The organism is Pseudoduganella ginsengisoli (genome assembly GCF_009720865.1).
GTDB lineage: Bacteria > Pseudomonadota > Gammaproteobacteria > Burkholderiales > Burkholderiaceae_D > Rugamonas > Rugamonas ginsengisoli.
Genome location: NZ_WNLA01000013.1, coordinates 24257 through 46293 on the forward strand (window position 1 = coordinate 24257; position 22037 = coordinate 46293).

The 22037-nt window shown below is 61.4% G+C and carries 19 protein-coding genes and 1 tRNA gene; 2 read left to right on the forward strand and 18 right to left on the reverse strand.

What is annotated here, in order from left to right; translation table 11 throughout:
- Nucleotides 1-8: 8 nt before the first annotated feature.
- The 15 genes from GM668_RS18225 to GM668_RS18295 form a co-directional block, all read right to left on the reverse strand.
- Nucleotides 9-1553 (reverse strand): oligosaccharide flippase family protein, encoded by a 1545-nt coding sequence (locus tag GM668_RS18225; protein ID WP_155440385.1) that lies wholly within the window; start codon nucleotides 1551-1553, stop codon nucleotides 9-11.
- Entirely contained in the window at nucleotides 1550-2761 is a 1212-nt protein-coding gene (locus tag GM668_RS18230) for a glycosyltransferase (RefSeq protein ID WP_155440386.1), read from the reverse strand. Before GM668_RS18230 ends, GM668_RS18225 begins: the two co-directional genes overlap by 4 nt.
- A gap of 3 nt (nucleotides 2762-2764) precedes the next feature.
- Nucleotides 2765-3460: an exosortase-associated protein EpsI, B-type gene (gene epsI / locus GM668_RS18235; protein ID WP_155440387.1), complete on the reverse strand. Its 696-nt coding sequence runs from the start codon at nucleotides 3458-3460 to the stop codon at nucleotides 2765-2767.
- Nucleotides 3457-4359 carry an exosortase B gene (gene xrtB, locus GM668_RS18240; RefSeq protein ID WP_155440388.1) on the reverse strand — a complete coding sequence of 301 codons (903 nt, stop codon included), beginning with the start codon at nucleotides 4357-4359 and terminating at the stop codon, nucleotides 3457-3459. Before xrtB ends, epsI begins: the two co-directional genes overlap by 4 nt.
- A gap of 7 nt (nucleotides 4360-4366) precedes the next feature.
- Complete coding sequence (locus GM668_RS18245; protein WP_155440389.1) at nucleotides 4367-5875, reverse strand: O-antigen ligase family protein; 1509 nt, start codon at nucleotides 5873-5875, stop codon at nucleotides 4367-4369.
- Nucleotides 5876-6025: 150 nt separating this feature from the next.
- Nucleotides 6026-6934 (reverse strand): polysaccharide lyase family 20 protein, encoded by a 909-nt coding sequence (locus GM668_RS18250; RefSeq protein WP_155440390.1) that lies wholly within the window; start codon nucleotides 6932-6934, stop codon nucleotides 6026-6028.
- A 13-nt stretch (nucleotides 6935-6947) separates the two neighbouring features.
- Nucleotides 6948-7772, reverse strand: a complete 825-nt coding sequence (locus GM668_RS18255; RefSeq protein ID WP_170305698.1) for a polysaccharide lyase family 20 protein — start codon at nucleotides 7770-7772, stop codon at nucleotides 6948-6950.
- Nucleotides 7773-8026: 254 nt separating this feature from the next.
- Entirely contained in the window at nucleotides 8027-8893 is an 867-nt protein-coding gene (epsG, locus tag GM668_RS18260) for a chain length determinant protein tyrosine kinase EpsG (RefSeq protein ID WP_155440392.1), read from the reverse strand.
- Between the two features lie 15 nt (nucleotides 8894-8908).
- On the reverse strand, nucleotides 8909-10312 hold the full coding sequence (gene epsF, locus GM668_RS18265; protein ID WP_155440393.1) for a chain length determinant protein EpsF: 1404 nt from the start codon (nucleotides 10310-10312) through the stop codon (nucleotides 8909-8911).
- A gap of 9 nt (nucleotides 10313-10321) precedes the next feature.
- Complete coding sequence (epsE, locus tag GM668_RS18270) at nucleotides 10322-11122, reverse strand: polysaccharide export protein EpsE (RefSeq protein WP_155440394.1); 801 nt, start codon at nucleotides 11120-11122, stop codon at nucleotides 10322-10324.
- Between the two features lie 12 nt (nucleotides 11123-11134).
- A complete protein-coding gene (locus tag GM668_RS18275) occupies nucleotides 11135-12061 on the reverse strand; it encodes an EpsD family peptidyl-prolyl cis-trans isomerase (RefSeq protein ID WP_155440395.1) in 927 nt (308 codons plus the stop codon).
- 130 nt (nucleotides 12062-12191) lie between these two features.
- The gene (locus GM668_RS18280; protein ID WP_155440396.1) at nucleotides 12192-13574 is read right to left on the reverse strand and encodes an undecaprenyl-phosphate glucose phosphotransferase; all 1383 of its coding nucleotides are present in this window, start codon (nucleotides 13572-13574) and stop codon (nucleotides 12192-12194) included.
- 16 nt (nucleotides 13575-13590) lie between these two features.
- On the reverse strand, nucleotides 13591-14778 hold the full coding sequence (epsL, locus tag GM668_RS18285; RefSeq protein WP_155440397.1) for an XrtB/PEP-CTERM-associated polysaccharide biosynthesis outer membrane protein EpsL: 1188 nt from the start codon (nucleotides 14776-14778) through the stop codon (nucleotides 13591-13593).
- Between the two features lie 9 nt (nucleotides 14779-14787).
- Complete coding sequence (locus GM668_RS18290; protein ID WP_155440398.1) at nucleotides 14788-15450, reverse strand: CAAX prenyl protease-related protein; 663 nt, start codon at nucleotides 15448-15450, stop codon at nucleotides 14788-14790.
- Between the two features lie 167 nt (nucleotides 15451-15617).
- Nucleotides 15618-17537 (reverse strand): ATP-binding cassette domain-containing protein, encoded by a 1920-nt coding sequence (locus GM668_RS18295; RefSeq protein WP_155440399.1) that lies wholly within the window; start codon nucleotides 17535-17537, stop codon nucleotides 15618-15620.
- Between the two features lie 175 nt (nucleotides 17538-17712).
- On the opposite strand from GM668_RS18295, the gene GM668_RS18300 reads away from it, so the two are divergent.
- Nucleotides 17713-17787: transfer RNA gene (locus tag GM668_RS18300), tRNA-Arg, on the forward strand.
- Between the two features lie 4 nt (nucleotides 17788-17791).
- On the opposite strand, the gene GM668_RS18305 is transcribed toward GM668_RS18300, so the two are convergent.
- Nucleotides 17792-18562, reverse strand: a complete 771-nt coding sequence (locus tag GM668_RS18305; RefSeq protein WP_155440400.1) for a transporter substrate-binding domain-containing protein — start codon at nucleotides 18560-18562, stop codon at nucleotides 17792-17794.
- 13 nt (nucleotides 18563-18575) lie between these two features.
- Complete coding sequence (locus GM668_RS18310; RefSeq protein ID WP_170305699.1) at nucleotides 18576-19553, reverse strand: porin; 978 nt, start codon at nucleotides 19551-19553, stop codon at nucleotides 18576-18578.
- Nucleotides 19554-19774: 221 nt separating this feature from the next.
- Here GM668_RS18310 and GM668_RS18315 point away from each other — a divergent pair, with 221 nt between their 5' ends.
- On the forward strand, nucleotides 19775-21244 hold the full coding sequence (locus GM668_RS18315; RefSeq protein WP_155440402.1) for an aldehyde dehydrogenase family protein: 1470 nt from the start codon (nucleotides 19775-19777) through the stop codon (nucleotides 21242-21244).
- Nucleotides 21245-21250: 6 nt separating this feature from the next.
- On the opposite strand, the gene GM668_RS18320 is transcribed toward GM668_RS18315, so the two are convergent.
- The gene (locus GM668_RS18320; protein ID WP_155440403.1) at nucleotides 21251-21952 is read right to left on the reverse strand and encodes a PEP_CTERM-anchored TLD domain-containing protein; all 702 of its coding nucleotides are present in this window, start codon (nucleotides 21950-21952) and stop codon (nucleotides 21251-21253) included.
- Between the last annotated feature and the right edge of the window lie 85 nt (nucleotides 21953-22037).

Here is a 22037-nt window from a genome sequence, read left to right on the forward strand (position 1 = left end):
GGACTTGCCTATGCCGGCTGCGGCGCCGCGCCGATCAGGCGCGCCAGCCTGCCATTCCATGTCGCCACCAGCGCGCCTTCGCTGGCATTGATCAGCCGCACCATGCGCAGCGCCAGCAATGCCGCCAGCCCAGCCAGCACCACCGCGACGGCCAGCGGCAGCGGATGGGCCGCGTGCAGCAGCGCCAGCGGCACGCACACCAGCAATCCCGCGGCCAGCCTCAGCCACCCCGCCCCATCGGCAGGCGACTGGTAGCCGCGCGCCCGCAATCCGGCCTGTACGCGCAGGCAAAACAGCGCTTCCGCCAATACCGGCAAGGCGGCCGCCAGCACCAGGCTGCCCGTCGCTTGCAGCGCCGCCACCATCACCAGCGGCAACACCGCCAGCGCCGCATTGGCGCGCGCCACCAGCCCGGATTCCAGCACCGTGTTGGCGCACAGTTCCACCACGCGGCGCCAAGCCGTGGTGCCCGCGCCGCACAGCAGCACCACCAGTACCGGCCAGGCCGGGGCAAAGCGGACGCCGCCCAGCGCGCGCATGCCCAGGTCGCCAAATGCCGTGAAGAACACCAGCAGCGGGAACAGCACGGCGGCAGCGGATTTCATCAGCAAGCCCGCCCGCAGGCTGAGGCCGGCAAATTCACGGGTGGCGCTGTAATACGCGACCAATGTGGGCCGCACGATGCTTTGCAACAGGTCGGTCGGCAGATAGCGCCGCACCTGGTCGGCAAACGTGCGGGCAAAGCCAAATGCACCGGCCGCATCGGCGCCCAGCATGCGGGCCACCACCATGGTCAGTACTTGCGGCCCGCACAGCAGCGACAGCAAATAACTGGCGTACGTGTGCATGGCCAGGCGGCGCAGGCCACCCGGCGCTTGCCAATGCGGGTCGGCAGCAGGCACGGTGCGCAAGCGCCACAGCACCAGCGCCAGCGCCAGGCTTCCCGCCACGGCTGCGCAGGCGGCAGCCGTCAATTCCAGGTGCAGCATGGCGGCCGCCTCCAGGCTGGCATCCTGGCGCCACGTCCAGAGCAACAATGCCAGCAAGGTGCCTACGCGCAGCAATTGGGCCATCTGGCCGGCGCGCTGCGCCATCAAGACTGTCAACATCTGGTCGCGCGCCAGGCGGCCCAGGCCTTCGGCCAGCACCAGCGGCGCCACCAGGTGAAACGCGGGCGCCGCAGCCGGCAATTTCATCAAGCGGGCCAGTTCATCCGCTCCCGCATAGACGACGCACGCGACAGCGGCCACCAGCATGCCTTGCAGGGCTGCGAGGCGCAGCACGGCAGCCCCCGTAGCGCGTCCGCTGGCATGCACGCGGGCATCGGGTACGAGGCGCGCCGTCACCCAGTCCAGTCCGCCGGTCGATACCGCCAGCGCCACTTCCATCACGGCCAGCGCCGCCGCGTAATGGCCATATTCCGCCAGCGGCAGCAGCCGTGCCGCCAGGCCGAATGCGATAAACGTCAGCACGCCGGACAGGCCCCGCCCGGCAATAAAGATCACCATGCCGCCCTTGACGGCACGGCCGCTGTAGGGATGCGCGCCCTTCATGGCGTGGCCGGCTGCGCCAGCAGCCGCTGATATTGCTGCGCCAGCGATTGCGCCAGCACGTCGTAGCTGCGGGCGGCGCGGATCGCTTCACGTCCCGCCACGGCCATGGCGCTGGCGCGCAAAGGATCGCCCAGCAATTCAAGAATGCCGCGGGCAAAGCCGTCGGCCGTCAGCGGCACACATAAACCGCCATTCGTTTGCGCCAGCAACGCCGCCTGGTCAGGCTGGTCATTGGCCACCACCGGCACGCCATACGCGAGGTATTCGCATACCTTGGTGGGCGACGCCACTTCCAGCACGCGCGAGCGGGGGAATGGCGACAAGCCGATGGTGGCGGCGCGCAAATAGCGCCATGCGTCAGCGGGCGCCATCCAGCCCGTGATCAGCACATGGTCTTGTACGCCAAGGCGGACGACTTGCTGCTCCAGCCATGCCCGTTCGCCCGGAGTTTGCGAATCGCCCACCAGCACCAGCAGCGCTTGCGGTTCGCGGCGCGCCACTTCGACCATGGCTTCCACCATAACTTCCGGATGGCGCATGCGTTCCAGCGCCCCCAGGTACACCAGCACCTTGCGGCCAGCCAGGCGCGGGTCGTCGCTGGGCTCGACCGCATCGAGGCGGTCCGGTATCGCCACGCCCATCGGCACGGGCGTCATGGCGGCAGGATCGAGACCGCGCCGGGCCAGCATGGTGCGCATCGCATCGCTTTGCACGAATACATGGTCGGCGCGGGGCAGCACGACGCGGTACAGCACGAAGGCCGCCAGCTTGCCCCGTACGCGCCACATCAGGCGCCGCAGCGGAGAGCCGGCGCTGGCTTCCCGTCCCGCCCCCATGTCTTGCCAGGACTCGGCAAACGGGAACGACATCCAGTAAAAGAAAGGCAGCCCGCGCCAGCGCGCCGCCAGCAAGCCGATGGCCGCGCCGCCGATACGGTCGCGTACCTGGATCGCCTGGTATTGCGATCCGCGCGCCAGGCCGAACAGCGACCAAGCCAGTCCCATCCGGGTGATCAGCCGGCCCAGCTTGCCTTTGCCCTTGCGGGTATGGGCGGCGCCGGCCTGCCACGCGGCCGGTTCGCCATCTTGCAGCGCGACCAGGTCGGCGCGCACGCCATGCCGGGGCAGGTACTGGCCAAACAAAGTCGCGATGTCAGGCCGGAAGCTGGGATGGGGTTCGCGGGTCAGATAAAGTATGCGTATCGTCATAAGTTACAAAGGTGGTGGCGCCAGGTTGCCGGCCAGCCGCAACCGCGCAGGCGCCCCGGCAGCCTGCAACAGGTCGGTAATAAAGCGCTGTTGCAGCGCAAATTCAGTAGGCTCATCCGTGCCGATGGATGACACGCGCACCAGCATGCCGTCCGGCACGGTGCCGCCCAGGCCATAGCGCAATTGCTGCAATTTCTGCTGCAAACCGGGCCGGATCGCGCGGTCGCCCACAGTAATCCAGTACGTGATGGGTTCGTGGCGGGCGCCGCTGACGGCGTACAGCCGCTTGACAGGCAGCACGCCGCCACCGGCCGCCAGTTCCGCATAGCCGCGGTTATCCACTTCAAAGCCCTGTGCGCCATAGCATACTTCCGGCTTGTGGACTTGCAAGCGGTCGCTTTGTTCGCCGCCATACGCCAGCGACAGCATGACGCGCTCGCCATCGCGGTTGATGTACGTGCGCGACAGCGTCTGGTTATAAATCTTGTCCAGCTTGGCCTGCGTAGCGGGGTCCACTTGCAGCGGAATCATGTCGGGATCGACCCGCCAGTCGCCGAATTGCTCCGGCACCATGGCGGCCAGATCCACGCGCGGCCCCTGGTCCGCCAGCTTCACGGTCGGCGTCAAATGGCCCGACAGGGCGCTGGCCGACAGCATCAGCGCAGCCAGCACCACGCTCACGGCAATTTGCTGTTTCATGCGGTCCTCCCTGCCTGGCGGCGCGCCGCCAGCCATTGCAAGAATTTATCGGTACTGATGATCAGCAGCAGGGCCGTGATGAACAGCACCATGCCGGCAAAGCCGTGCAGGAAACCCTGTCCCGCCGCATCGCCAAAGTAATACGTGATCAGCGTCAGCGTGATCACGCGGATCACATTGGCGCCAAACGAAATGGGGACGATCATCAGCGCCAGCCACACATTGCGGAACGCGGACGTATGGCGCACCACGTTCAAGTAAAACAGCCCTAGCGCTTCCAATGTCAGCAGCGTTTGCAAACCCGCGCACGCATCGGCCACCAGCAGCTGATACTGGCCGATTTGCAAAATCACGCCATTGCGGCCGATCGGATAACCGGCCAGGAACAGCAACTGCTCCGTCACGTAAGACACCGCCATTTTCATCGGCATGGTCAGCGTACTGACGATACTGCCGGGCAGCGGCACCATGAACAGCATGAAGAAAAACGGGAACCACAGCAGCGCCAAGGCCCGCGCACCACGCTTGATCAGCAGCAGCGCCACGCCCATGACGATGAACGACCCCAGTTCAAACGCGAGGATTTGCTGCGAACGGCCCAGCACGTACAGCGCCAGCGCCAGCAACAGCAAGGGCCAGCCCGCCGCATGCGCGGGACGCGGGCCGTCGCATGCGGCCAGCATTTCCGGCCATTTGCGCCACAGCAGCCATAGCGACAAACCGAGGATAATCGGGCCATGCGCCTGTTCTTCCGTTGCCCAGGCGCCGTCATGCAGCAAGTCATAAAAAGTGGGCACGAACATGGCCAGCATGCCCAGCAGGATAGGCAGCCATTCCGGCAAACTGGCCTTCAGGCTTTCACTGCCCGCAGCGGATGGCCGGTAAAACATAGTGCTCATACATCTCTCACGAAGGTTGATAACGGACGCTGAAATCCATCTGCCGGACAGGCCGGACTGGATCTGCGGACACAGCGCGACGGGTCATGGAAGCACGCCATGCGCAACCCACGACAAGCCAGAAAACAAAGGCGCCGCGCGGATCGGTGACGATGGCCGACGTCGGCGAATTGGCCAGCAATAACGTCATGGCAGCCAGCGCCGTCAGTACCAGCGGGCGCTCGGCCGGCGGCACGGTCAGCGCGCGCCGCAGCAAGGTGCACCACAGCAGCATGAAACTGGCCAGCAGCAGGAACATGGCGGGATAGCCGGTTTCCGCCGCCACGCTGGGCCAGTACGTATCGACCAGGAAAATCCCCTGGCGGAACCACCAATAGCGGCTGAAGCCCTGGTCCAGGAACAGGCTATGGTCAAAGCGCTGCGCGCCGGCGCCGCCATACGTGCCCAGGCCGGAACCCAGCGGGAAATATTGGTCGGCAATGCGCATGCCGGCCTGCGTCAGGATGGCCCGCTCGGACAATTCCGACGTACGCCCTGCCCCCCACTGGCGCATGATTTCATCGAAAGGATTGTGGTTCATGACCATCAGCGCGGCGGCCAGCATGGTGACCCCGACGATGGCGCCCATGGCAATCCACCCGGCATGGCGGCGGCCCGCCATCACGGCAAACAAGCCATACACCAGCACCAGCGACATCAATTCCTGGCGCTGGCCAGTGCTGATCGCCATGGCGGTGTAGATCAGCGCCAGCACCAGCCAGCGCCGTCCCAGGTGTTGCAGCCAGCACGCGGCCGCACCCGACGCCAGCAGGCCGCACATCAGCGCCATATAGCCGGAATGGGAAAACGGTCCGCGCAAGCGGTGGGAAAAGCCCAGCAATGGATTGACGTGCACATCTTCGGCATAGCCAAACAGCTTGATGAACAGGCCCGGCGCAGCCAGCTCAAACACGAGGAATGGCAGGAAAAACAGCCACGACCACATGATGAAGCGGCGCAACACTACTTGCGCCTGATCTGGCGACGCCATGAGCATGCCCAGCGCAAACATCAGCGGCCATTTCAAGTTGTACTGCAACTGCCACACGGCGCCACGCCAGTGTGAACGGCCCATCACGGTGCTCAGCAGCGACAGCGCAAAGTACGCAAGAAACAGGGCGATGATCCAGCGCAGCGTGCTGTCCGCCGCGGCGACCTTGAATGCTTCGCGCAGCGACGAAAGCATGAAGAGGAAGATCAGCGCTTCCATCAGGTAGCCTGCGGGAATGCCCCTGTTTTGCAACATCTGCGAAACAAACATCAGCGCGAAACCGCAGCCCAGCAGCACACCGCGCTGGTCGACAAAGCCGAAAATGGCCAGGTAAAACATGGGCAGCGACAGCACCAGCAGCAGGAACAGCGCTGTCAGGATGTGCTGTTCGGCGCCGATCAGCAATCCCAGGAAAATTGCCGTCAAAAAGAACAGGCCGGACACCAGTATGCCGGTCCAGCGGCCTTGGGAGGCGGTTCGCATCATGAATCGATCCAAAAAGTGCACTTACGGCAACAATGCCATAAATTCAACAATGATCTTATCAGTAAGGCTGAATTTGCGACGCCCGATTGACTCAGCAGTGAAAAAGCAAAAAGGCCGCACGCGGCGGCCTTGAAGAAAGGTGTCTACCGTTTATTTGATGACGGTCGGCGTCGGCGATACGGTCGCGCCGCATGGCAACAAGCCTGCCATCTCGTCGTACGTGCTGGACGGACCGCCCGCATAAATGAAGTCCGTGTACAGCGACCGCGATGCAACGGCCATGGTGCCCGGCAAATACAAGCCGATCTTCGGATAATTGCCCAGCCACGTGTCATACGCGTTATAGGCATTCTTGGATTCATAGGCGATGTTGCCATTCATCCAGGCCGTGATGGAACCGACACCGGGCTTGAACGACCAGTCCGCGCGCACCACGAAGCAATACCATTTATTGGTCTGGATCTTCGCCAGCCGCACGGCCTGTTCGCCCGTATTGGCGCGGGTGGCGGGGTCGGCCCCGGTGCCGTCCGTCTTGCGGTAGTTATAGTGGAATTCCATGTTCAAGTCCTGGCCCGACGCCACCACCGACACGGGCGGCGGCACCGTCAGCGTCTTCTGGCTCGTATGCAGCTGCGCCACCACGGTGGGATTGTTGTCGAACTGCCAGTCCGTGGGGAACAGCACGGCAAACGCATACCAGCGCAAGCCTTCAATCACGTATTCATACTTGGTGGCCAGTTCCGTACGCGAGCCGCCCGATACCAGCGGGTCGGTTTTCGACACTTTAAAGAACAACACCTTGCGGCCGCTGCCCTTCGGGTCGGGAACCAGCTGCAGGTTGCTGGTGTTGCCGGTCTGCAGCGTATACACGTCATCCAGGTAGCGGTAAGTGGACGTGGCGTTGCGCGCCAGGTTCTGGCTCACGTATTGCAGCTTGACGGGGTCCGATGCAACCGTGTCGATCCTGCCGCTGCGGGCCAGGTCCAGTTGCGCCAGCGCAGGCAAGCATGGCAATGCCAGGGCCAGCACCGGCAGGATTTTCTTTGAAATGTGGGTCATGATGTTCTCCAAACTACCACTGGATAGCGTTGCCGCCGATGAAGTTTGCACACGGACTGACCTGGTACATTTGCAAGGCCGTCGTGGATGCGCCGCCGAGGCGGATGAAGTCCGTGTACAGGGTCCGCTCCGTCACGCCCATCAGGCCGGGGAACATGAGGCCGGTGCGCGGCGTGTGCGCGGCGCCGAAATACGAATTGGTGGAATTACTGGCGTTATAGACTTTTTCACCATTCATCCACATCGTGATGGCGCCCGAGCCCAGCGTTGGCTGCCAGTCGGAGCGCACCACCAGGCAATACCAGCGGTTCGTCACCAGCGGCCCCAGCTTGATAACTTCTTTGGTCGAATTACTCACGGTCGCCGACGTCGCCGACAGGTAATTCGAATTCAAATTCATTTCCAGCGCATTGCCCCGCACCAGCAGCGACAAGGGCGCGGCCAGGTTGGTGGCGGTGGTGCCGTTATCGATTTGCGCAATCACCGTGGGATTCGGATGCACGACCCACGTGGACGGGATATACACGCTGATGCCATACCAGCGCATGCCCGTGGTGCGCGACTCGTTCAGCGGATAAAAGTCTGTGCGCTTGATGGCGCCGACATTGGCGTCCGTACTCTTAACCCTGGTCATCAGCACCGTGCGGCCGCTGCCGGCCGGATCGCTGACGAAAGTCAGGTTCGCCGTACTGGCGCTGGACAAACCATAGCGGGTGGAAAATTTGCTGGCGTCGACCGTGCCGCCAATGGTCGCGTCAACTTGCGCGTACGCGCCGGTAGCTGCAAGACATGCGGCCAGCATGCCGGCGGCCAGGCAAAAGTGCCTCGTGAAATTCATTTGGATCTCCCAAAAACATTGCAATCGCATGGAGCGGAAAGATAGCACGTTAAAAGTTTTTATTCGTTGCCTCAGACCAACAATTCCGCATTTTATTTCACGCGATGTAAACAATGCCACACAAGATTAGGTCAATCCTGATTTCCAGCGAGATAATATTCTTTCCCGAAAGATTACTCTCCAGGACAAGATTGCTGCCATTCCGTCATCGTGTGACGTTTTGTGGCCGGGGCTTTTCGCTCAACAGTCGCGCGTCAGAAATCCACCATCACGGCCCCCACGACTTCCGCCCCCGTGTGGCGCACTTGCGCAACCAGCGCTTGCACATCATCGAGCGGCGTGTGATTTTTACGGGCCACCAACAGTACACCGCCAGTGCGCGCCGCCAGCGCCAGCGCATCGGAACCCCGTTCAAACGCCGGCACGTCATACAGCACGGCGTCGTAGCGGCCCGACAGCTGCGCATTGAGCGCGGCAAAGCCGGAACGGCTCAGCAATTCCTGCGGGTTCGGCGGCAAGGTGCCTGCACACAGCAGGGACAGGTCGATGAAATCATCGATGCGCGCCACGGTGGACAATTCCGCCCTGCCCGCCAAAATGTCCGACAACCCCTGGCGCCGTTTGACGCCGAATATGTCATGCTGGCGCGGCGCGCGCAAATTCGCATCGACCAGCAAGGTCTGCTCGCCCAGCTGGGAAAACACGACAGCCAGGTTGGCGGCAAACACGCTGGCGCCATCGCCCGACGACACGCCGGCCACGACCAGCGCCTTGTGCCCGCGGGAAAACCAGCGCAGCATCAGCTGGCTGCGCACGGCGCGCAGCACTTCCACTTGCGGGCTGAATGGCTGGAATGCGGCGGCCAGCAGCGGCGAATAATCGCCATCGCCCTGCTGCAGGTACGGATAGTCGAACTGGCGCGCCAGCACTTGCTGGATATCCGTTTCACTGACCAGGCCCAGACGCTGGGCAGCTTCGCCGTAGCGGATGCCCAATTCCTTTTGCATGCGCAGCACGCGTTCGGAATTATCGGCGCTGATCTTGCCCGCTGCGACCAGCATGGTGCCGATACTGGAGTCCGGGGATGGTTTCATTTGAGCGGAAGATAAGGTTGCGTTCATGGTCTAGTCCAATCTTTACGTCAATCGCAGGCGGCGCGGCGCCAGCAGGGTCGCCAGGCGCGAACGGGATTTCGGCGGCGTCCACGAAATATTGCCCAGCACGGGGATATCCGCCACATTGGCCAGATCGCCCGTCGAACGCACGCGGCGGTCCATGAATTCCACCACCAGCCCGAACGCCATCCCCAGCACGCCGCCCAGCATGACGGACAGCACCGTATTCAACAGCATGCGCGGCGAAGCCGGGTCAATCGGCGGTACGGCGGGGTTGAGGATGGCCACTTCCGATTGTTCAGCCTGGCCTTCCATGCGGGTTTGCGACAGGCGCTGCGTGGCCGCATCAAATGCGCGCTGCGCACTTTCCACATCTTTTTGCAGCACATTCAATTCATCGCGCGTACGGTTCAATTCCAGTACGCGGGCTTTTTGTTCGGCCAGCGCCGCACGCAACGCGGCTTCACGCTGCCCCAGGATTTGCGCATTGTTGCCCACACTGTTGGCGGCCGTCTGGATTTGCGCATTCAGGCTGGCGCGCATTTGATCGGCTTCCGCCTTCGCGGCCAGGTATTGCGGATGATTGCGGCCCAGGCGCTGGCCGATTTCCGCCAGCTTGCTGTCTGCCGCGCTGACGCTGGCGCGCAAGTTTTGAATCAGCGGGCTGTTGGCCACGTCCGGCGCTTCGCCGGCCTTGCCGGACGCCATGCGCTGGCGCGACGCCGCTTCCATTTGCTGCGCCTGTGCCGCCACCAGTTGCGCGGACAAGTCATTCAGGCGATTGTTTTCCACGTCCAGGCGGCCATCGAGGCTGACAATGCCGTTTTCCTGCTGGTACTTCGACAAGCGGCTTTGCGCAGCTTCCACCGCATCGCGCAATTGCTTGGTCTGGCCATTGAAGTACGTAGCGACTTTCTTCATTGGCTCGACTTTCAATTGCACGGTGAGCTTCTGGTATTCGTCGGCAAACGCATTGGCAACGGCAGCGGCGAATTGCGGTTCCGCACCTTTGAAACTGATTTCCACGACACTGCTTTCACGCGATGGCACAACGTCGACTTTCTTCAAAATCAAGTCCGCCAGCCAGTCGCGCACCGTACCCTTGCCCCCGGTATCCTGGCGGAATTGCTCGATGACGTCCGGGTTTTGCGCCAGCTTCAGCTGGTCAATCACACGCAGCGCGACATTCTTGCTGGTGATGATATCGATCTGCGTGGCCACATACCCGGGCATCAGCTGGCCTGGCACCGCCATGCCGGTCACGGAATCCACGCCCTTGTAATTCAACAGCACGGTGGACGTGGCTTTATACGTCTTCGGCAACAGCGCACTGACCACGACCGTGACGGTTACCGTGGCCAGCAAGGTCAGCAGCACGATCTTGCGGCGCGCGTGCAAGATCAGCAGGAACTGGGAAAAATTCATGATACTTCCTTAAAACAGGCTTTCTTTTACGTACACAACATCGTCAACTTGCAGCAAGTCTTCCTGCTTGGCGCTGATGATTTGCAGCTGGCCATTGGCGTCGCGGCGCTTGATGCGCATGCCGCGCTCGGTACCGCGCGGCGTCAAACCGCCACCGGCGGCCAGCGCCTGCAATACCGTCATGCCGCGCTCCAGGCGGGCCGGGCCGGGACGCTGCACTTCGCCATAAATGTAGAAACGGGGCGCGCGTTCGACATACACGACGTCATTGGGCGCCAGCTGATAATCGTGGCCGAAATCGCCCGACTGCACCATTTTGATGATGTCGATGGATTCGCTGGTGGTCTTGCCGTCACGGGTACGGATCAGGGTCACGGTATCGCCCCCCTCCGGACCGATGCCGCCTGCCTGCGCCAATGCTTCCATCAGGCTGCGCTTGCCATCCATCGGATAGCGGCCGGGACGGTTAACCTGGCCCAGCACGGACACTTGCGCGCTCTGGATCGTCGTGACGAGGATATTGACCTGGGCTTTTTTCACGTAGCCGCCGCTGTCCAGCAAGCCGGCGATTTTTTTCTCGGCAGCCGGCACGGTCAGGCCGGCCACCGGCACCTGGCCCACCAGCGGCATCGTGACGGTACCGCTTTCCGCGATGCGCGTTTCCGTCGCGAGGTCGGGACTGCCATACACGGTAATGCGCAGCACGTCGCCGGAACCCAGCACAATACCGGTTGAATCCGCTGCAGCGCCGGCCACGCGCAGCGTGCAGGCCATCAGCAGCATGGACAGCCACAGGATGATTTTCTTCATGATGCCCTCTCCTTATTTCAAGCCCGCGACACCGCGCGCATCCGATTCCGTTGCACTGGCAGCGGCCTGTGCCGGAACGGGTTGCGCGGCCGCCACTGTATCGGCCTTGTTGAAGTAATCGATCTTCGCGTTGGCGCGCAAGCGTTTCAGCTCCGCTTCAGCCGCTTCCTTGTTTTTCTTGTTGACCAGGAATTGCTCGATTTGCGCGACGGAATTGTCCATGGTGACAGGGCTGTCCTTGACGTCGGCAATTTGCATCAGCAAGCTGCGGTCGCCTTCGCGGATGATGAACAACTGGCCTTTCGGCATCGTCAACAGCTTGCTGCTCAGCTCAGGCGGCATGTCCGCGCTGGTGCGCGACACTTGCGTGCGGGCATACTTGACCTTGTTATTGTCCAGCCACGCTGCCACGTCATCGAGCGAGCGCGTGCTATCCATCAGCGACTTCAGCGGATCGGTCACATCCTTGCTGGCCACCACCAGTTCGCGCATGTCGAATTGCTTGCGGCTCGTAAAGAATTCCGGGTGCTGGTTGAAATATTCCTCGATTTCCGCGTGGGTCGGCTTCGCCTGGTTACCCAGGCGCTTTTGCAGGTAAGCCTGGGCAATGATCATGGCTTTGGCCCGTTCGATCGCCTGCATGACTTTCGGGTCGCGGTCCAGCTTATCCTTGGCTGCTTCGTTTTGCAGCAATTGGCGGTCAATCAGCGATTCCAGCAATTGCTTGCGTACCGTGTCCGGCTGGCCCGTAGCGCCGGAGCGCTGCAATTCTTCATTCAATTGCAATACCGTGATTTCCGAGCCATTGACGCTGGCCAGCGCCTGGCCGGCTTTCGGTTCCTTGTTGCCGCAGGCCGCCAGGGCCAGAGTGCCCGCCAGGATCAGGGCCGTGGCGGCGCGTTGGCGGACAGCGCGGCTGGTGTAAGCGGTAGTGTCCAAGATATTTCCTTTGTGTAAATATTTATTTGCAACATTATTAATGTGGAAAGATTTTAGCCCAGCGCGGTTTTTTGACGCGCACGAATGGCTCAGTCACTTTTAATGTTGAATTCGGGAATGGCTCAGGTGGTTAATGGGCGTTCTCGTGGCCCGCCACCACCTTCATGGTGCGCAGCACGATCCACAGGTCCATCCACAGCGACCACTTGCGCAAGTAATCCAGGTCGTAGCGGATGCGGGCTTCCATCTTGTCCAGCGTTTCCGTTTCGCCCCGCAAGCCATTGACTTGCGCCCAGCCGGTAATGCCCGGCTTGACCTTGTGGCGCAACATGTAACCCTTGATGAGCTTGCGGTATTGCTCGTTGTGCGCCACCGCATGGGGCCGCGGACCCACGATACTCATGCGGCCTTGCAGCACGTTGATGAACTGCGGAATTTCATCGAGCGACGTCCTGCGCAGGAAGGCGCCGACGCGCGTCACGCGCTGGTCATTCTTTTTCGCTTGCGTGACTTTGGCGCCGTCTTCCGTCACGGACATGGAACGGAATTTGTAGACGATGATTTCTTCGCCATACAAGCCATAGCGGCGCTGCTTGAAGATCGCCGGACCGGGCGAGTCGATCTTGACGGCCAGCGCAATGATGGCCATGACAGGCAGCAGCATCAGCGTAATCAGTCCGCCCAGCACGATGTCGGACGCGCGCTTGACGAGGCTGTTGAACCCCGTGAACGGGCTTTCGCAAATCGCGATGACCGGCATGCCGCCCACGTTGTCAAAGCGCGCCTGCATCAAGTCAAACACGTAGATATCGGGCAGGAAATAGACGGATGCCGTCGTATCTTGCAATTCATCGAGCAGGCGGCGGATGCGTGGCTGCGCGGAAATCGGCTGGCTGATGAAAATCATTTTGATGTGGTGTTCACGGACAAACGCCGCAATGTTTTCCATGCTGCCCAGCACGGGATGGCTCATGTTGCGCGGCATGCGGTCCTGCGCGCGGTCATCAAAGAAGCCCCGCACCGTCATGAATAAATTCGGCAAACGGTCAATGGTGTTGGCGAAACGCACGCCCACGTCATTGGCGCCGATGATCAGTGCGGAGCGTTCCTGCGTCTCGCGCTCCGGATCGGAGCCCAGCTTGCGCGCGGCCGTATGGCTGGCCAGCAAGGCAAACGGCGTGGCGGCAAACCATACCAGCACCACGTGTTCGTCGTAGTGGTACGACAGGCCGCTGACGGAACCGAGGAAAACCAGGATGGCCGCCGTCACGATCCAGCCAATGAAGATGTCGCGCGCATAGGCCAGCATGCGGCCGCTGCGCCAGGTCTGATAAGGATCGACGTATTGATACACGGACGTGGAGATGAAAAACGCGAGGATCATCAGCACCAGGGAATAGCCGGTGAACGGCTCGGCAAACATCAGTGAAAACAGGTACAGCGTACCCATGATGATCAAGGGGTCCAGCACGCGCTGGAAGAATGAAATAAGTGGAATGTCGTTAACCGTCATGGTATTTCTCAGGTGCTCAGAACTGTATGCTGGCGCTGACTGCTGCGCCATTGGCTCGGTAATTGGTGGAAGCATTGCCGCTTCGCACCTCATGGAAAGCATTCACTGACAACTGCGAGGTTAGCGTTGGCGCCCACGTCAGTCCCAGTGTTGCAATGCGGGTTTTGTCAAACAGGTTGGGCGCCGCAAGACGTCCCTCCAGCGTACTGAAATCGCGTTTTTCGCGACGCACCATTGCCGACGCCTGCACCTTGCTCGTGATATCCCACGTGGTGTTGAAGCTGGCGCCCTTGTTGATGCTGTTGTTCACGAAGTTGCTTTCCACGGCGGCAAATTCACGCCATGCGGACGCAGACATTTTCAGCTTGCGCAGCATCGACCAGTTCATGGCCGCGCGGCCATTGAGGCCGCTGGTATCGCGCTCCGCAAACACCGGATGCTTGCGCTCGGCCCAGCCGGCCAGCATCTGGAATTGCGACGTGGCGGAAAATTGCCAGAACACATTGGCCTTCAATTCGTGCTGCGTAAAACTGTCATCGACGAGCAAGCCGCCCACCGCGCGGTGGTTCGGGTACTTGCCTTCCAGCCGCGTTGCCTGCAAACCAAAGCGGCTGCCGCTGGCGGGCAGATAATCAAAGCCCACGTCCACCTGCTTTTCCGTGCGGTTGTTGTATTGCTGGACCGGCAAATCATAGGTGGATTTGCTGCTGCTGACGGCTGCGCGCACGCGGTAGCTGGGGTGAAAGCGCCATGCGCCGTCAACATATTCGCGGCGCTGTACGCGCAAGTTGCGCTCAGCCGTATGGAAATCGTTGAACGACGTCAGCGTCTGCGCATACTTGCCGCCCACGTGCCCTTCCACGTGGTTGCCGATGTGCCATTCCAGATCCGCGTTGTAATCCTTGCCGTCATAGTCGAGGTGGTCGTAATGGCTGAATTTGACTTTCGAGCGCCTGATTTGCGCAGTCAGGCGCTGGCGGCTGATCGGCATATCCACCAGCACGCCAAATTGCGTGTTCGTCAAATCATCGCCCCGCTGGCCGATGACGGCATTGTCGTCCAGGCGGAACAAATTGCTGTCATGGCTGCGCGCCACGGCCAGGAATGGGTGGATCGTATCGCTCAGCATGGCGTGCGCCGGTACGGAAGGCAATACAGCGCCGGCGCCCAGCGCCAGCAGCAAAGTTTTTTTATAGGTCGGCATGGCTACTCCTTACCAGTAATGCCAGTTGCCGGTCGCCAGTACCCACAGTCCCAGCGCGCCATTGGTGACGCCATGTGCAATGACGGCCACCCACAGGCTGCCGCTGCGCATATACAGCCAGCTGTATGCAAGGCCCGCGACGATGCCGGCAAACCATAATTGATGTTCGACGCCAAACAGCAGCGCAGTAATCGCCAGCGCCCTGACGCCCACCCGTGCCGGTTCCACGCTGGCGAAATCCGCAGACTCCAGCCAGCGCAGCACAAACGAGCGCCAAAACAGTTCTTCCATGATGGGCACCACCAGCGCGGCGCCCGCGATACGGATCAATGCCAGGCGCCAGTCGATTACACCCACGTCATTGCGCGGATCAAAACCCGCCGATACGCCGAACTGCATCCAGCCCGCATCGAGGTTGATCCACAAAACAAAGACCAGCAAACCCACAGCAACGGCGGCGGCACCGCTGCGGGCTGTCACGTCAAAGCGCGCCAGTTCCGTGTACTGGCGGCGGTAAGCCCACAGCAGCGCCGCCACAAAGGCAATCTTGATGGCATACAGCCAGCGCCCTTCGGCTGTAGCAATGCCTGCGGCAGGCAGCAAGTCCCCGATGGCAATGAACGCCATGTACGCGGCAAACGGCAACACGCGCGCGGGGACGGAGGCTGGCATGGCGCCAACTGTGGAAGAATAGGATTTCATGCATTGAGGCAATCTTGTCAAGTTTGCGAATAATATAACTTTCAACTCAACAGCAGCGCACGGATGGGAAACTCAAAGAAAAAGGCCCGTTTCAGTAAAGAAACGGGCCTTTTAGACTTACTTAAAGGAAATTCTGCTTACGTTCGGGATTCAATCGCTTCCCACCGTTCCAGCGCTTCCATCAATTCCAGTTCGATGTGCTCGATGCGTTCCTGCACGCGGCGTGCTTCCGCTGCGTTTTTCTTGTAAAAGTCCGGGTCGGACAATTGCAGGGTCAGCGCGGTCTGCTCATCTTCCAGCGCAGCGATCTTGCCTGGCAATTCCTCCAGTTCGCGCTGTTCCTTGTAGCTGAGCTTTTTCTGCTTGGCCGGTGCGGCGGCAGGGGCTGCCGTTGCCGCAGGCTGTTCGGCTTTCGCGGCGGCTTTGGCGGCGGCCTTGATCGGCGCCAGGGCGGGCGCCACGGTATCGCGCACGCGCTCCCAATCCGTATAGCCGCCGACGAATTCACGCCATTTGCCTTGCCCTTCGGCCACGATGACTTGCGTGACGACGTTATCGAGGAACATGCGGTCGTGGCTGACGAGGAATACCGTGCCGCTGTAATCTTCCAGCAATTCTTCCAGCAGTTCCAGCGTATCGATATCGAGGTCGTTGGTCGGTTCGTCCAGCACCAGCACGTTGGCCGGCTTGGCGAACAAACGCGCCAGCAGCAGGCGGTTGCGCTCGCCGCCGGACAAGGTGCGCACCGGCGAGCGGGCCCGTTCCGGCGCAAACAGGAAGTCGCCCAGGTAACTCATCACGTGCTTGCGCTGGCCATTGATTTCCACCCAGTCGCTGCCCGGCGAAATCGTGTCCATCAGGCTCGCTTCTTCATTCAGCTGCGCGCGCATCTGGTCGAAGTACGCGACGGCCAGCTTGGTGCCCTGCTTGACCGTGCCGTGATCCGGCGTTTCTTCACCAAGGATCAGTTTCAGCAGCGTGGTCTTGCCGGCGCCGTTGGCGCCGATCAGGCCGATCTTGTCGCCCCGCATGATGGTGGCCGTGAAGTCGCGGACGATGGCCTTGTCGCCAAACGATTTCGACACGTTTTCCAGTTCCGCCACGATCTTGCCGGAACGCTCGCCGGACGCCACTTCAAGGCGCACCTGCCCCTGCTGGTCGCGGCGCACGGCGCGCTGTTCGCGCAAGCGCTCCAGGCGGCGCACGCGGCCTTCGTTACGGGTACGGCGCGCTTCCACGCCTTTGCGGATCCACACTTCCTCTTGCGCGAGGAACTTGTCGAACTTGGCGTTTTCCACTTCTTCAATCGCCAGCTGTTCTTGCTTGCGCGTCTGGTATTGGCTGAAATTGCCCGGGTAAGACAGCAACCGGCCGCGGTCCAGTTCAATGATGCGGGTCGCCACGTTATCGAGGAACGAGCGGTCGTGGGTGATGAACAGCACGCTGCCCTTAAAGTCGCGCAACAGCCCTTCCAGCCACAGGATCGACATGAAGTCCAGATGGTTGGTCGGTTCGTCGAGCAGCAGCACATCCGGCGCCGACACCAGCGCGCGCGCCAGCGCCACGCGCTTTTTCATGCCGCCCGACAGCGTTTTCATTTGCGCGTCCGGGCCCAGGTTCAGGCGGTCCAAGGTCTGCTCCACCTTGTTCTTCAAATTCCACGCGTCAGCCGCGTCGAGCTTGACCTGGATATCGTGCATGCGTTCCATCAGCGCTTCATCATTGCCCTGGCCGAACTGGCCCGTCAGCGCATCGTATTCCTTCAACAGCGCCTGCAAATCGCCCATACCAGACGCCACGGCATCAAACACGGTCATCTCCGGGTCGAATTCCGGTTCCTGCTCGACATAGGCGATTTTCAAGCCCTGCTGCATGACCAGCAAGCCGTCATCGAGCTTGAAGCGGCCCGAAATAATTTTCAGCAGGGACGATTTGCCCGTGCCGTTGCGGCCGATCAGGCCGACCCGTTCGCCCGTTTCCAGCGAAAATTCCGCCTGGTCGAGCAGCGCGAAGTGGCCAAACGCCAGTTGCGCATTGGTGAGAGAGATAACTGCCATAGAATTGTGTCCTGCTGCCTGCGGCCGCGTAAGGGCCTGCGCGTATCGAAAGAAACCAGCATTGTACCGGCAGCGGCACGCATCGTCGTGAATTTGCCTTGGCGCGCCGTCACGAGGGGAATGGCGGCGCGTAATTGAGCTTTTTGTCTCCGGTCGGCTATAATTGCGCCGCGTCCTCCCCGTAGTACAATGGATAGTACACATGCCTCCTAAGCGTGGGATACAGGTTCGATTCCTGTCGGGGGGACCATCCCCTAGCGGATATCCTTGATCGCGTCCTGGTATTCCTTGGATTTGCGCACTTTGCCGATGGCTGACCACAGCGCATCCACCTTGTCCTTGTTGGCGCTGTAATAGACCTTCGACACGGCCAGGTAAAAGTCCGCTGTCATGAATTTCGTTGGCAGCATTTCCACCTTGTCTTGCACCTCTTTGCGCCCTGCAACCAGCGCCTGCATTTCGCCGTCAAATCCCAGCAGGATGTCCCCTTGCCCGGCAATCAATTTGTAGAAGTTGCGCGCGGGTTCCTTGGTATTGTCATCGAACGGCACGTTCATGGACTTCAACTGGTCGGAAATCGTGGCAAAACCCGATGGGATCAGCACAGGCTTGCTGACATGGGAAAATTTCGAGCCATCCCAGTCAGCCTTGCCGCCCTTGACCCGGAATGCCATGATGTCCATTTTTGCCAGCGACTGCGCCGTATTAGGTTTCCCGCCCTGCATGGGGAAGACCGCATACTCGGCATGGAACGGCGTATAGCCGGCGTTCAGCATGCCGCCCATCGTGCCGGCCCGCACTTCCTCAATACAGCGCTTCCACGGCTGCACGCGCATCGCCACGGCAACGTCAGCCTGCTTGGCCGCCATTTTCACCAGCACCTGCATGGTGCCGTCGCGCGTGGGAAAGGTGTAGGGCGAGGCCGGCTGGTCTTCCACGCACAGCGTCATCGCTTCCTGCGCGGATGCGGCCAGCGGCAGCAAGGACAGCGCTGCCGAAGCAATAAAGGATGCGGTAATCTTCATCGACAAACCCTCCTTAGAATTTATGGTACATGCCAAGCGCCAGGCCACGGGTGCCACTGCCGGTCTCGATCGCATTCCCCGCCGTGAACGGCGCACCGTTGTCGTTGCTGACGCGCCCATAGGACGTGTAGAAATTGGTGCGCCGGGAAACCGCGTGCATATAGCCCAGCGCCGCCTGGCTGGCATGCTGGTGCAGCCGCGAACTGTCGCGGTGGCGTATCCACGACACCATGTAGGTATCCGCGCCCCGCACCGACGATGCGCCAACCAGCAAGTCGCTGCTGTCGAGCAGCGCACCGTCCCGGTTGACCGCATAGCCCAGCGCGCCCTTGAACAGCCCGCAATCCCAGGTCGCGCCGCCAAAGGTCACACGCTGGGTACTGGTAGCGGCCAGGTTGTTCAGGTTGCGCTGCGCCAGCACGGCAAATAACGGTCCCCGGCTGTACTGCACCGCATAACCCAGTTCACGGCGGCCGCGCGTGCTGCCAGGCACTTCGCCGGCGCCATAAGCCAGGCCGACCGTCACGCCAGCCAGCGGCGGCGACGTGTAGTACACGCCGTTATTGGTGCGGTAATCGGAAAACATGATGTTCGAATACGCCCCTTCATGGCCGCCTTCGAACGGATCGATATCATTCAGCGCATAGGTCAGCAAGTTGAACTGGCGCCCCAGTTTCAGCGTGCCGCCGGGCCCCGCCACGCCGACCAGCGTTTGCCGGCCATACGCGATACCGGTCGGGCGGTTGGCGCCCGTGTCGCCGGCAATGCCGGACTCGATGACAAACATGGCGGACCAGCCACTGCCAAGGTCTTCCGTGCCGCGGAAGCCCAGCCTGGAGCCCGCCTGGACGCCGCTTTGCACATTCCAGCCTGTCGCGGCCGGCGTTCCCCATTCATACACGAGCCCCAAATCCAGCGAGCCATATATCGTCACATTGCCCTGGCAGGCGGCAAGGCCGGGCCAGCATCCCAACAGCAGCAACTTGCGCATGCGCTTCCCCCGTGGACTTGTCGGGCAAGCATGCCGGGCGGCCATGGCAGTGTCAATTGCCGGCGTTGCTATGACACACTTTTAGATAATGCAAGGAAAGCGCAGAAAAACAACAGCGCAGCGGCGGCGCCACCGGCCAGTCCAGCTTTAGAGTAAACCTGTCAGCCATGGCTCGGCGTGCATGCTAGTGTAATCCTTTGCCCAACTTTCCCAGCTGCGCGATGAACGACGCCCCATCTTCCCAAACTTTGCAAGCCGCCGCCGGTGAAGCCGATCCGCACCGCATGCGCGCCGTATTCGAACTCCAGCAAACCACGGCGCTGCGCTGGCGCGATTCCACGGCCCGCGAGCGCATCGCCCGCATAGAAAAACTGCGCGACGCCATGCTGGCGCACCGCACGGCGTTCCACCAGGCGTTTGCGCAGGATTACCGCAAGCCCGAAGCGGAAGTCGAAGTGTCGGAATTCCTGCCGGTCATGGATGAAATCCACCAGGCCATCGGCAGCGTGCGGCGCTGGATGAAGCCCAAACGCGTGTGGCCGACCAAGACCATGCTGGGCACGGGCGCGCAAGTGCAATACCAGCCACGGGGCCGCGTGCTCGTCATCGCGCCGTGGAACTATCCGCTGAGCCTGTGCTTTGGCCCGCTGGTATCGGCACTGGCGGCGGGCAATACCGTCATCATCAAGCCGTCGGAAATGACGCCGCACGTGTCAGCGCTGATGGGGCGCATCATTGCCGATACCTTCCCGCCCGATGAAGTGGCGCTGTTTGAGGGCAGCCTGCCGACGTCGCAAGCGCTGCTCGACATGCCGTTCGACCATATCTTCTTCACGGGCTCTCCTGCCGTCGGCAAAGTCGTGATGGCGGCGGCCGCCAAACACCTGGCCAGCGTAACCTTGGAGCTGGGAGGCAAATCCCCCGTGATTGTCGACGCCAGCGCCAACGTGCAAATGGCGGCGGAAACCCTGATGTGGGGCAAATTCCTCAACAATGGCCAGACCTGCGTGGCGCCCGATACCGCGTACGTGCACGCGTCCGTCAAGCAAGCGTTTGTCGATGCATGCCGCTCCGTGCTGCAGCAGCGCTACGGCGCCGGCGCCGCGGCGCAAAAAGCCAGCGCCGACTTGACGCGCGTGGTCAACCGCCGCCACACGCAGCGCGTGGCGCACTTGCTCAACGATGCGGTGGCGCGCGGCGCGAAGGTACTGACGGGCGGCGACATCGATGAAGCGCAGTGCTATATCGCACCAACGCTGCTGGAACGCGTGCCGGCGGATGCCGCCATCCTGTCGGAAGAAATTTTCGGCCCGCTGCTGCCCATCATTGAATACACGGACCTGGACCAGGTAATCCATGACATCAACCGCCAGCCGAAACCATTGGCGCTGTATTTGTGGAGCACGGACCGGCAATCCATCCGCCGCGTGCTGTCGCACACCAGTTCTGGCGGCGCGTGCGTCAACCATTGCGTCGCGCATTTCGCGCACGGCAATTTGCCCTTTGGCGGCGTCAACAATTCCGGCATCGGCAATGCGCACGGCGAATACGGCTTCAAGGCGTTTTCCCATGAACGGGCTGTGCTGCGCGGGTCATGGCTGCATTTGGTGAAACTGTTCTTCCCGCCCTATACGCCGGGCCGCAACAAGCTGATCCGCATGACGGTCGACTTGCTGCGTTTGCCTTTCTAGCCAGTCCTAAGCCCGGCGCCGCCGGCGCGCCAGCGCCAGCGCGGCCAATCCACCGGCCGCCAGCCAGGCCGTGCCCGGTTCCGGCACCAGGTTCACCGTATAGACTTCCATTGCGCCTATGCGCAGGTTGGGTGTGCCTGTGTACGGCGTATTGTCCAGCAGGCTGGTGAACGGGTTTTGGTGGTGGATGCCATCGTTATAGCTGAGCAGCGCGGAACTGCCGCCATTGGTTAAATCAAATGGCACCGCCAAATCAAAGCCTGCCCCAAACGTGGGGCCCATCAATGCTTCGTTGACGGTCTGCATGGCGCCAAAATCATCGCCTGCCAGCGCGGGCAATTGCTGGAACACGACGCCCTTGGTCAGGTTGAACAGGAAGCCAACGCGGTCGGCTTCGTCCGGCGTCATGTTGAACCCGCCTTTCGATGACCAGCTTTGCGGGTTATAGCCGCCGATCAGCCACGAGCGGCCATCCACGCCATACGCTTGCATGACAGTGAATGTGCGGCCCTTGCCATCGGCTGCCGCGTGAAAATCCGCCGCCGTCTTGCCCGGCGTTTTCTCGAACAGCAAATTCAGCGACAGCGGACCTTCGCCCAGCCATGAAGATAACTGCGCCTGGTCTGCCGTAGTGATCAATGAAGCATGGGCGGGCAGCACAGCCAGCAAGGCCAGCGTGCTGAAGAAAAATCGGGATTTGTAAGACATGACTGCTACTCCACGGTGTTGCGTTGTCGATTGAACCACATTGTCAGTGCTTCATCAAAACAACGGCGCGCAATATGGAGCAGCA

Coding starts and splice junctions, on each gene's coding strand:
- GM668_RS18225 (WP_155440385.1), bottom strand. CDS start 1,553: ATGAAGGGCGCGCATCCCTACAGCGGCCGTGCCGTCAAGGGCGGCATG.
- GM668_RS18230 (WP_155440386.1), bottom strand. CDS start 2,761: ATGACGATACGCATACTTTATCTGACCCGCGAACCCCATCCCAGCTTC.
- epsI (WP_155440387.1), bottom strand. CDS start 3,460: ATGAAACAGCAAATTGCCGTGAGCGTGGTGCTGGCTGCGCTGATGCTG.
- xrtB (WP_155440388.1), bottom strand. CDS start 4,359: ATGAGCACTATGTTTTACCGGCCATCCGCTGCGGGCAGTGAAAGCCTG.
- GM668_RS18245 (WP_155440389.1), bottom strand. CDS start 5,875: ATGATGCGAACCGCCTCCCAAGGCCGCTGGACCGGCATACTGGTGTCC.
- GM668_RS18250 (WP_155440390.1), bottom strand. CDS start 6,934: ATGACCCACATTTCAAAGAAAATCCTGCCGGTGCTGGCCCTGGCATTG.
- GM668_RS18255 (WP_170305698.1), bottom strand. CDS start 7,772: ATGAATTTCACGAGGCACTTTTGCCTGGCCGCCGGCATGCTGGCCGCA.
- epsG (WP_155440392.1), bottom strand. CDS start 8,893: ATGAACGCAACCTTATCTTCCGCTCAAATGAAACCATCCCCGGACTCC.
- epsF (WP_155440393.1), bottom strand. CDS start 10,312: ATGAATTTTTCCCAGTTCCTGCTGATCTTGCACGCGCGCCGCAAGATC.
- epsE (WP_155440394.1), bottom strand. CDS start 11,122: ATGAAGAAAATCATCCTGTGGCTGTCCATGCTGCTGATGGCCTGCACG.
- GM668_RS18280 (WP_155440396.1), bottom strand. CDS start 13,574: ATGACGGTTAACGACATTCCACTTATTTCATTCTTCCAGCGCGTGCTG.
- epsL (WP_155440397.1), bottom strand. CDS start 14,778: ATGCCGACCTATAAAAAAACTTTGCTGCTGGCGCTGGGCGCCGGCGCT.
- GM668_RS18290 (WP_155440398.1), bottom strand. CDS start 15,450: ATGCCAGCCTCCGTCCCCGCGCGCGTGTTGCCGTTTGCCGCGTACATG.
- GM668_RS18295 (WP_155440399.1), bottom strand. CDS start 17,537: ATGGCAGTTATCTCTCTCACCAATGCGCAACTGGCGTTTGGCCACTTC.
- GM668_RS18305 (WP_155440400.1), bottom strand. CDS start 18,562: ATGAAGATTACCGCATCCTTTATTGCTTCGGCAGCGCTGTCCTTGCTG.
- GM668_RS18310 (WP_170305699.1), bottom strand. CDS start 19,553: ATGCGCAAGTTGCTGCTGTTGGGATGCTGGCCCGGCCTTGCCGCCTGC.
- GM668_RS18315 (WP_155440402.1), top strand. CDS start 19,775: ATGAACGACGCCCCATCTTCCCAAACTTTGCAAGCCGCCGCCGGTGAA.
- GM668_RS18320 (WP_155440403.1), bottom strand. CDS start 21,952: ATGTCTTACAAATCCCGATTTTTCTTCAGCACGCTGGCCTTGCTGGCT.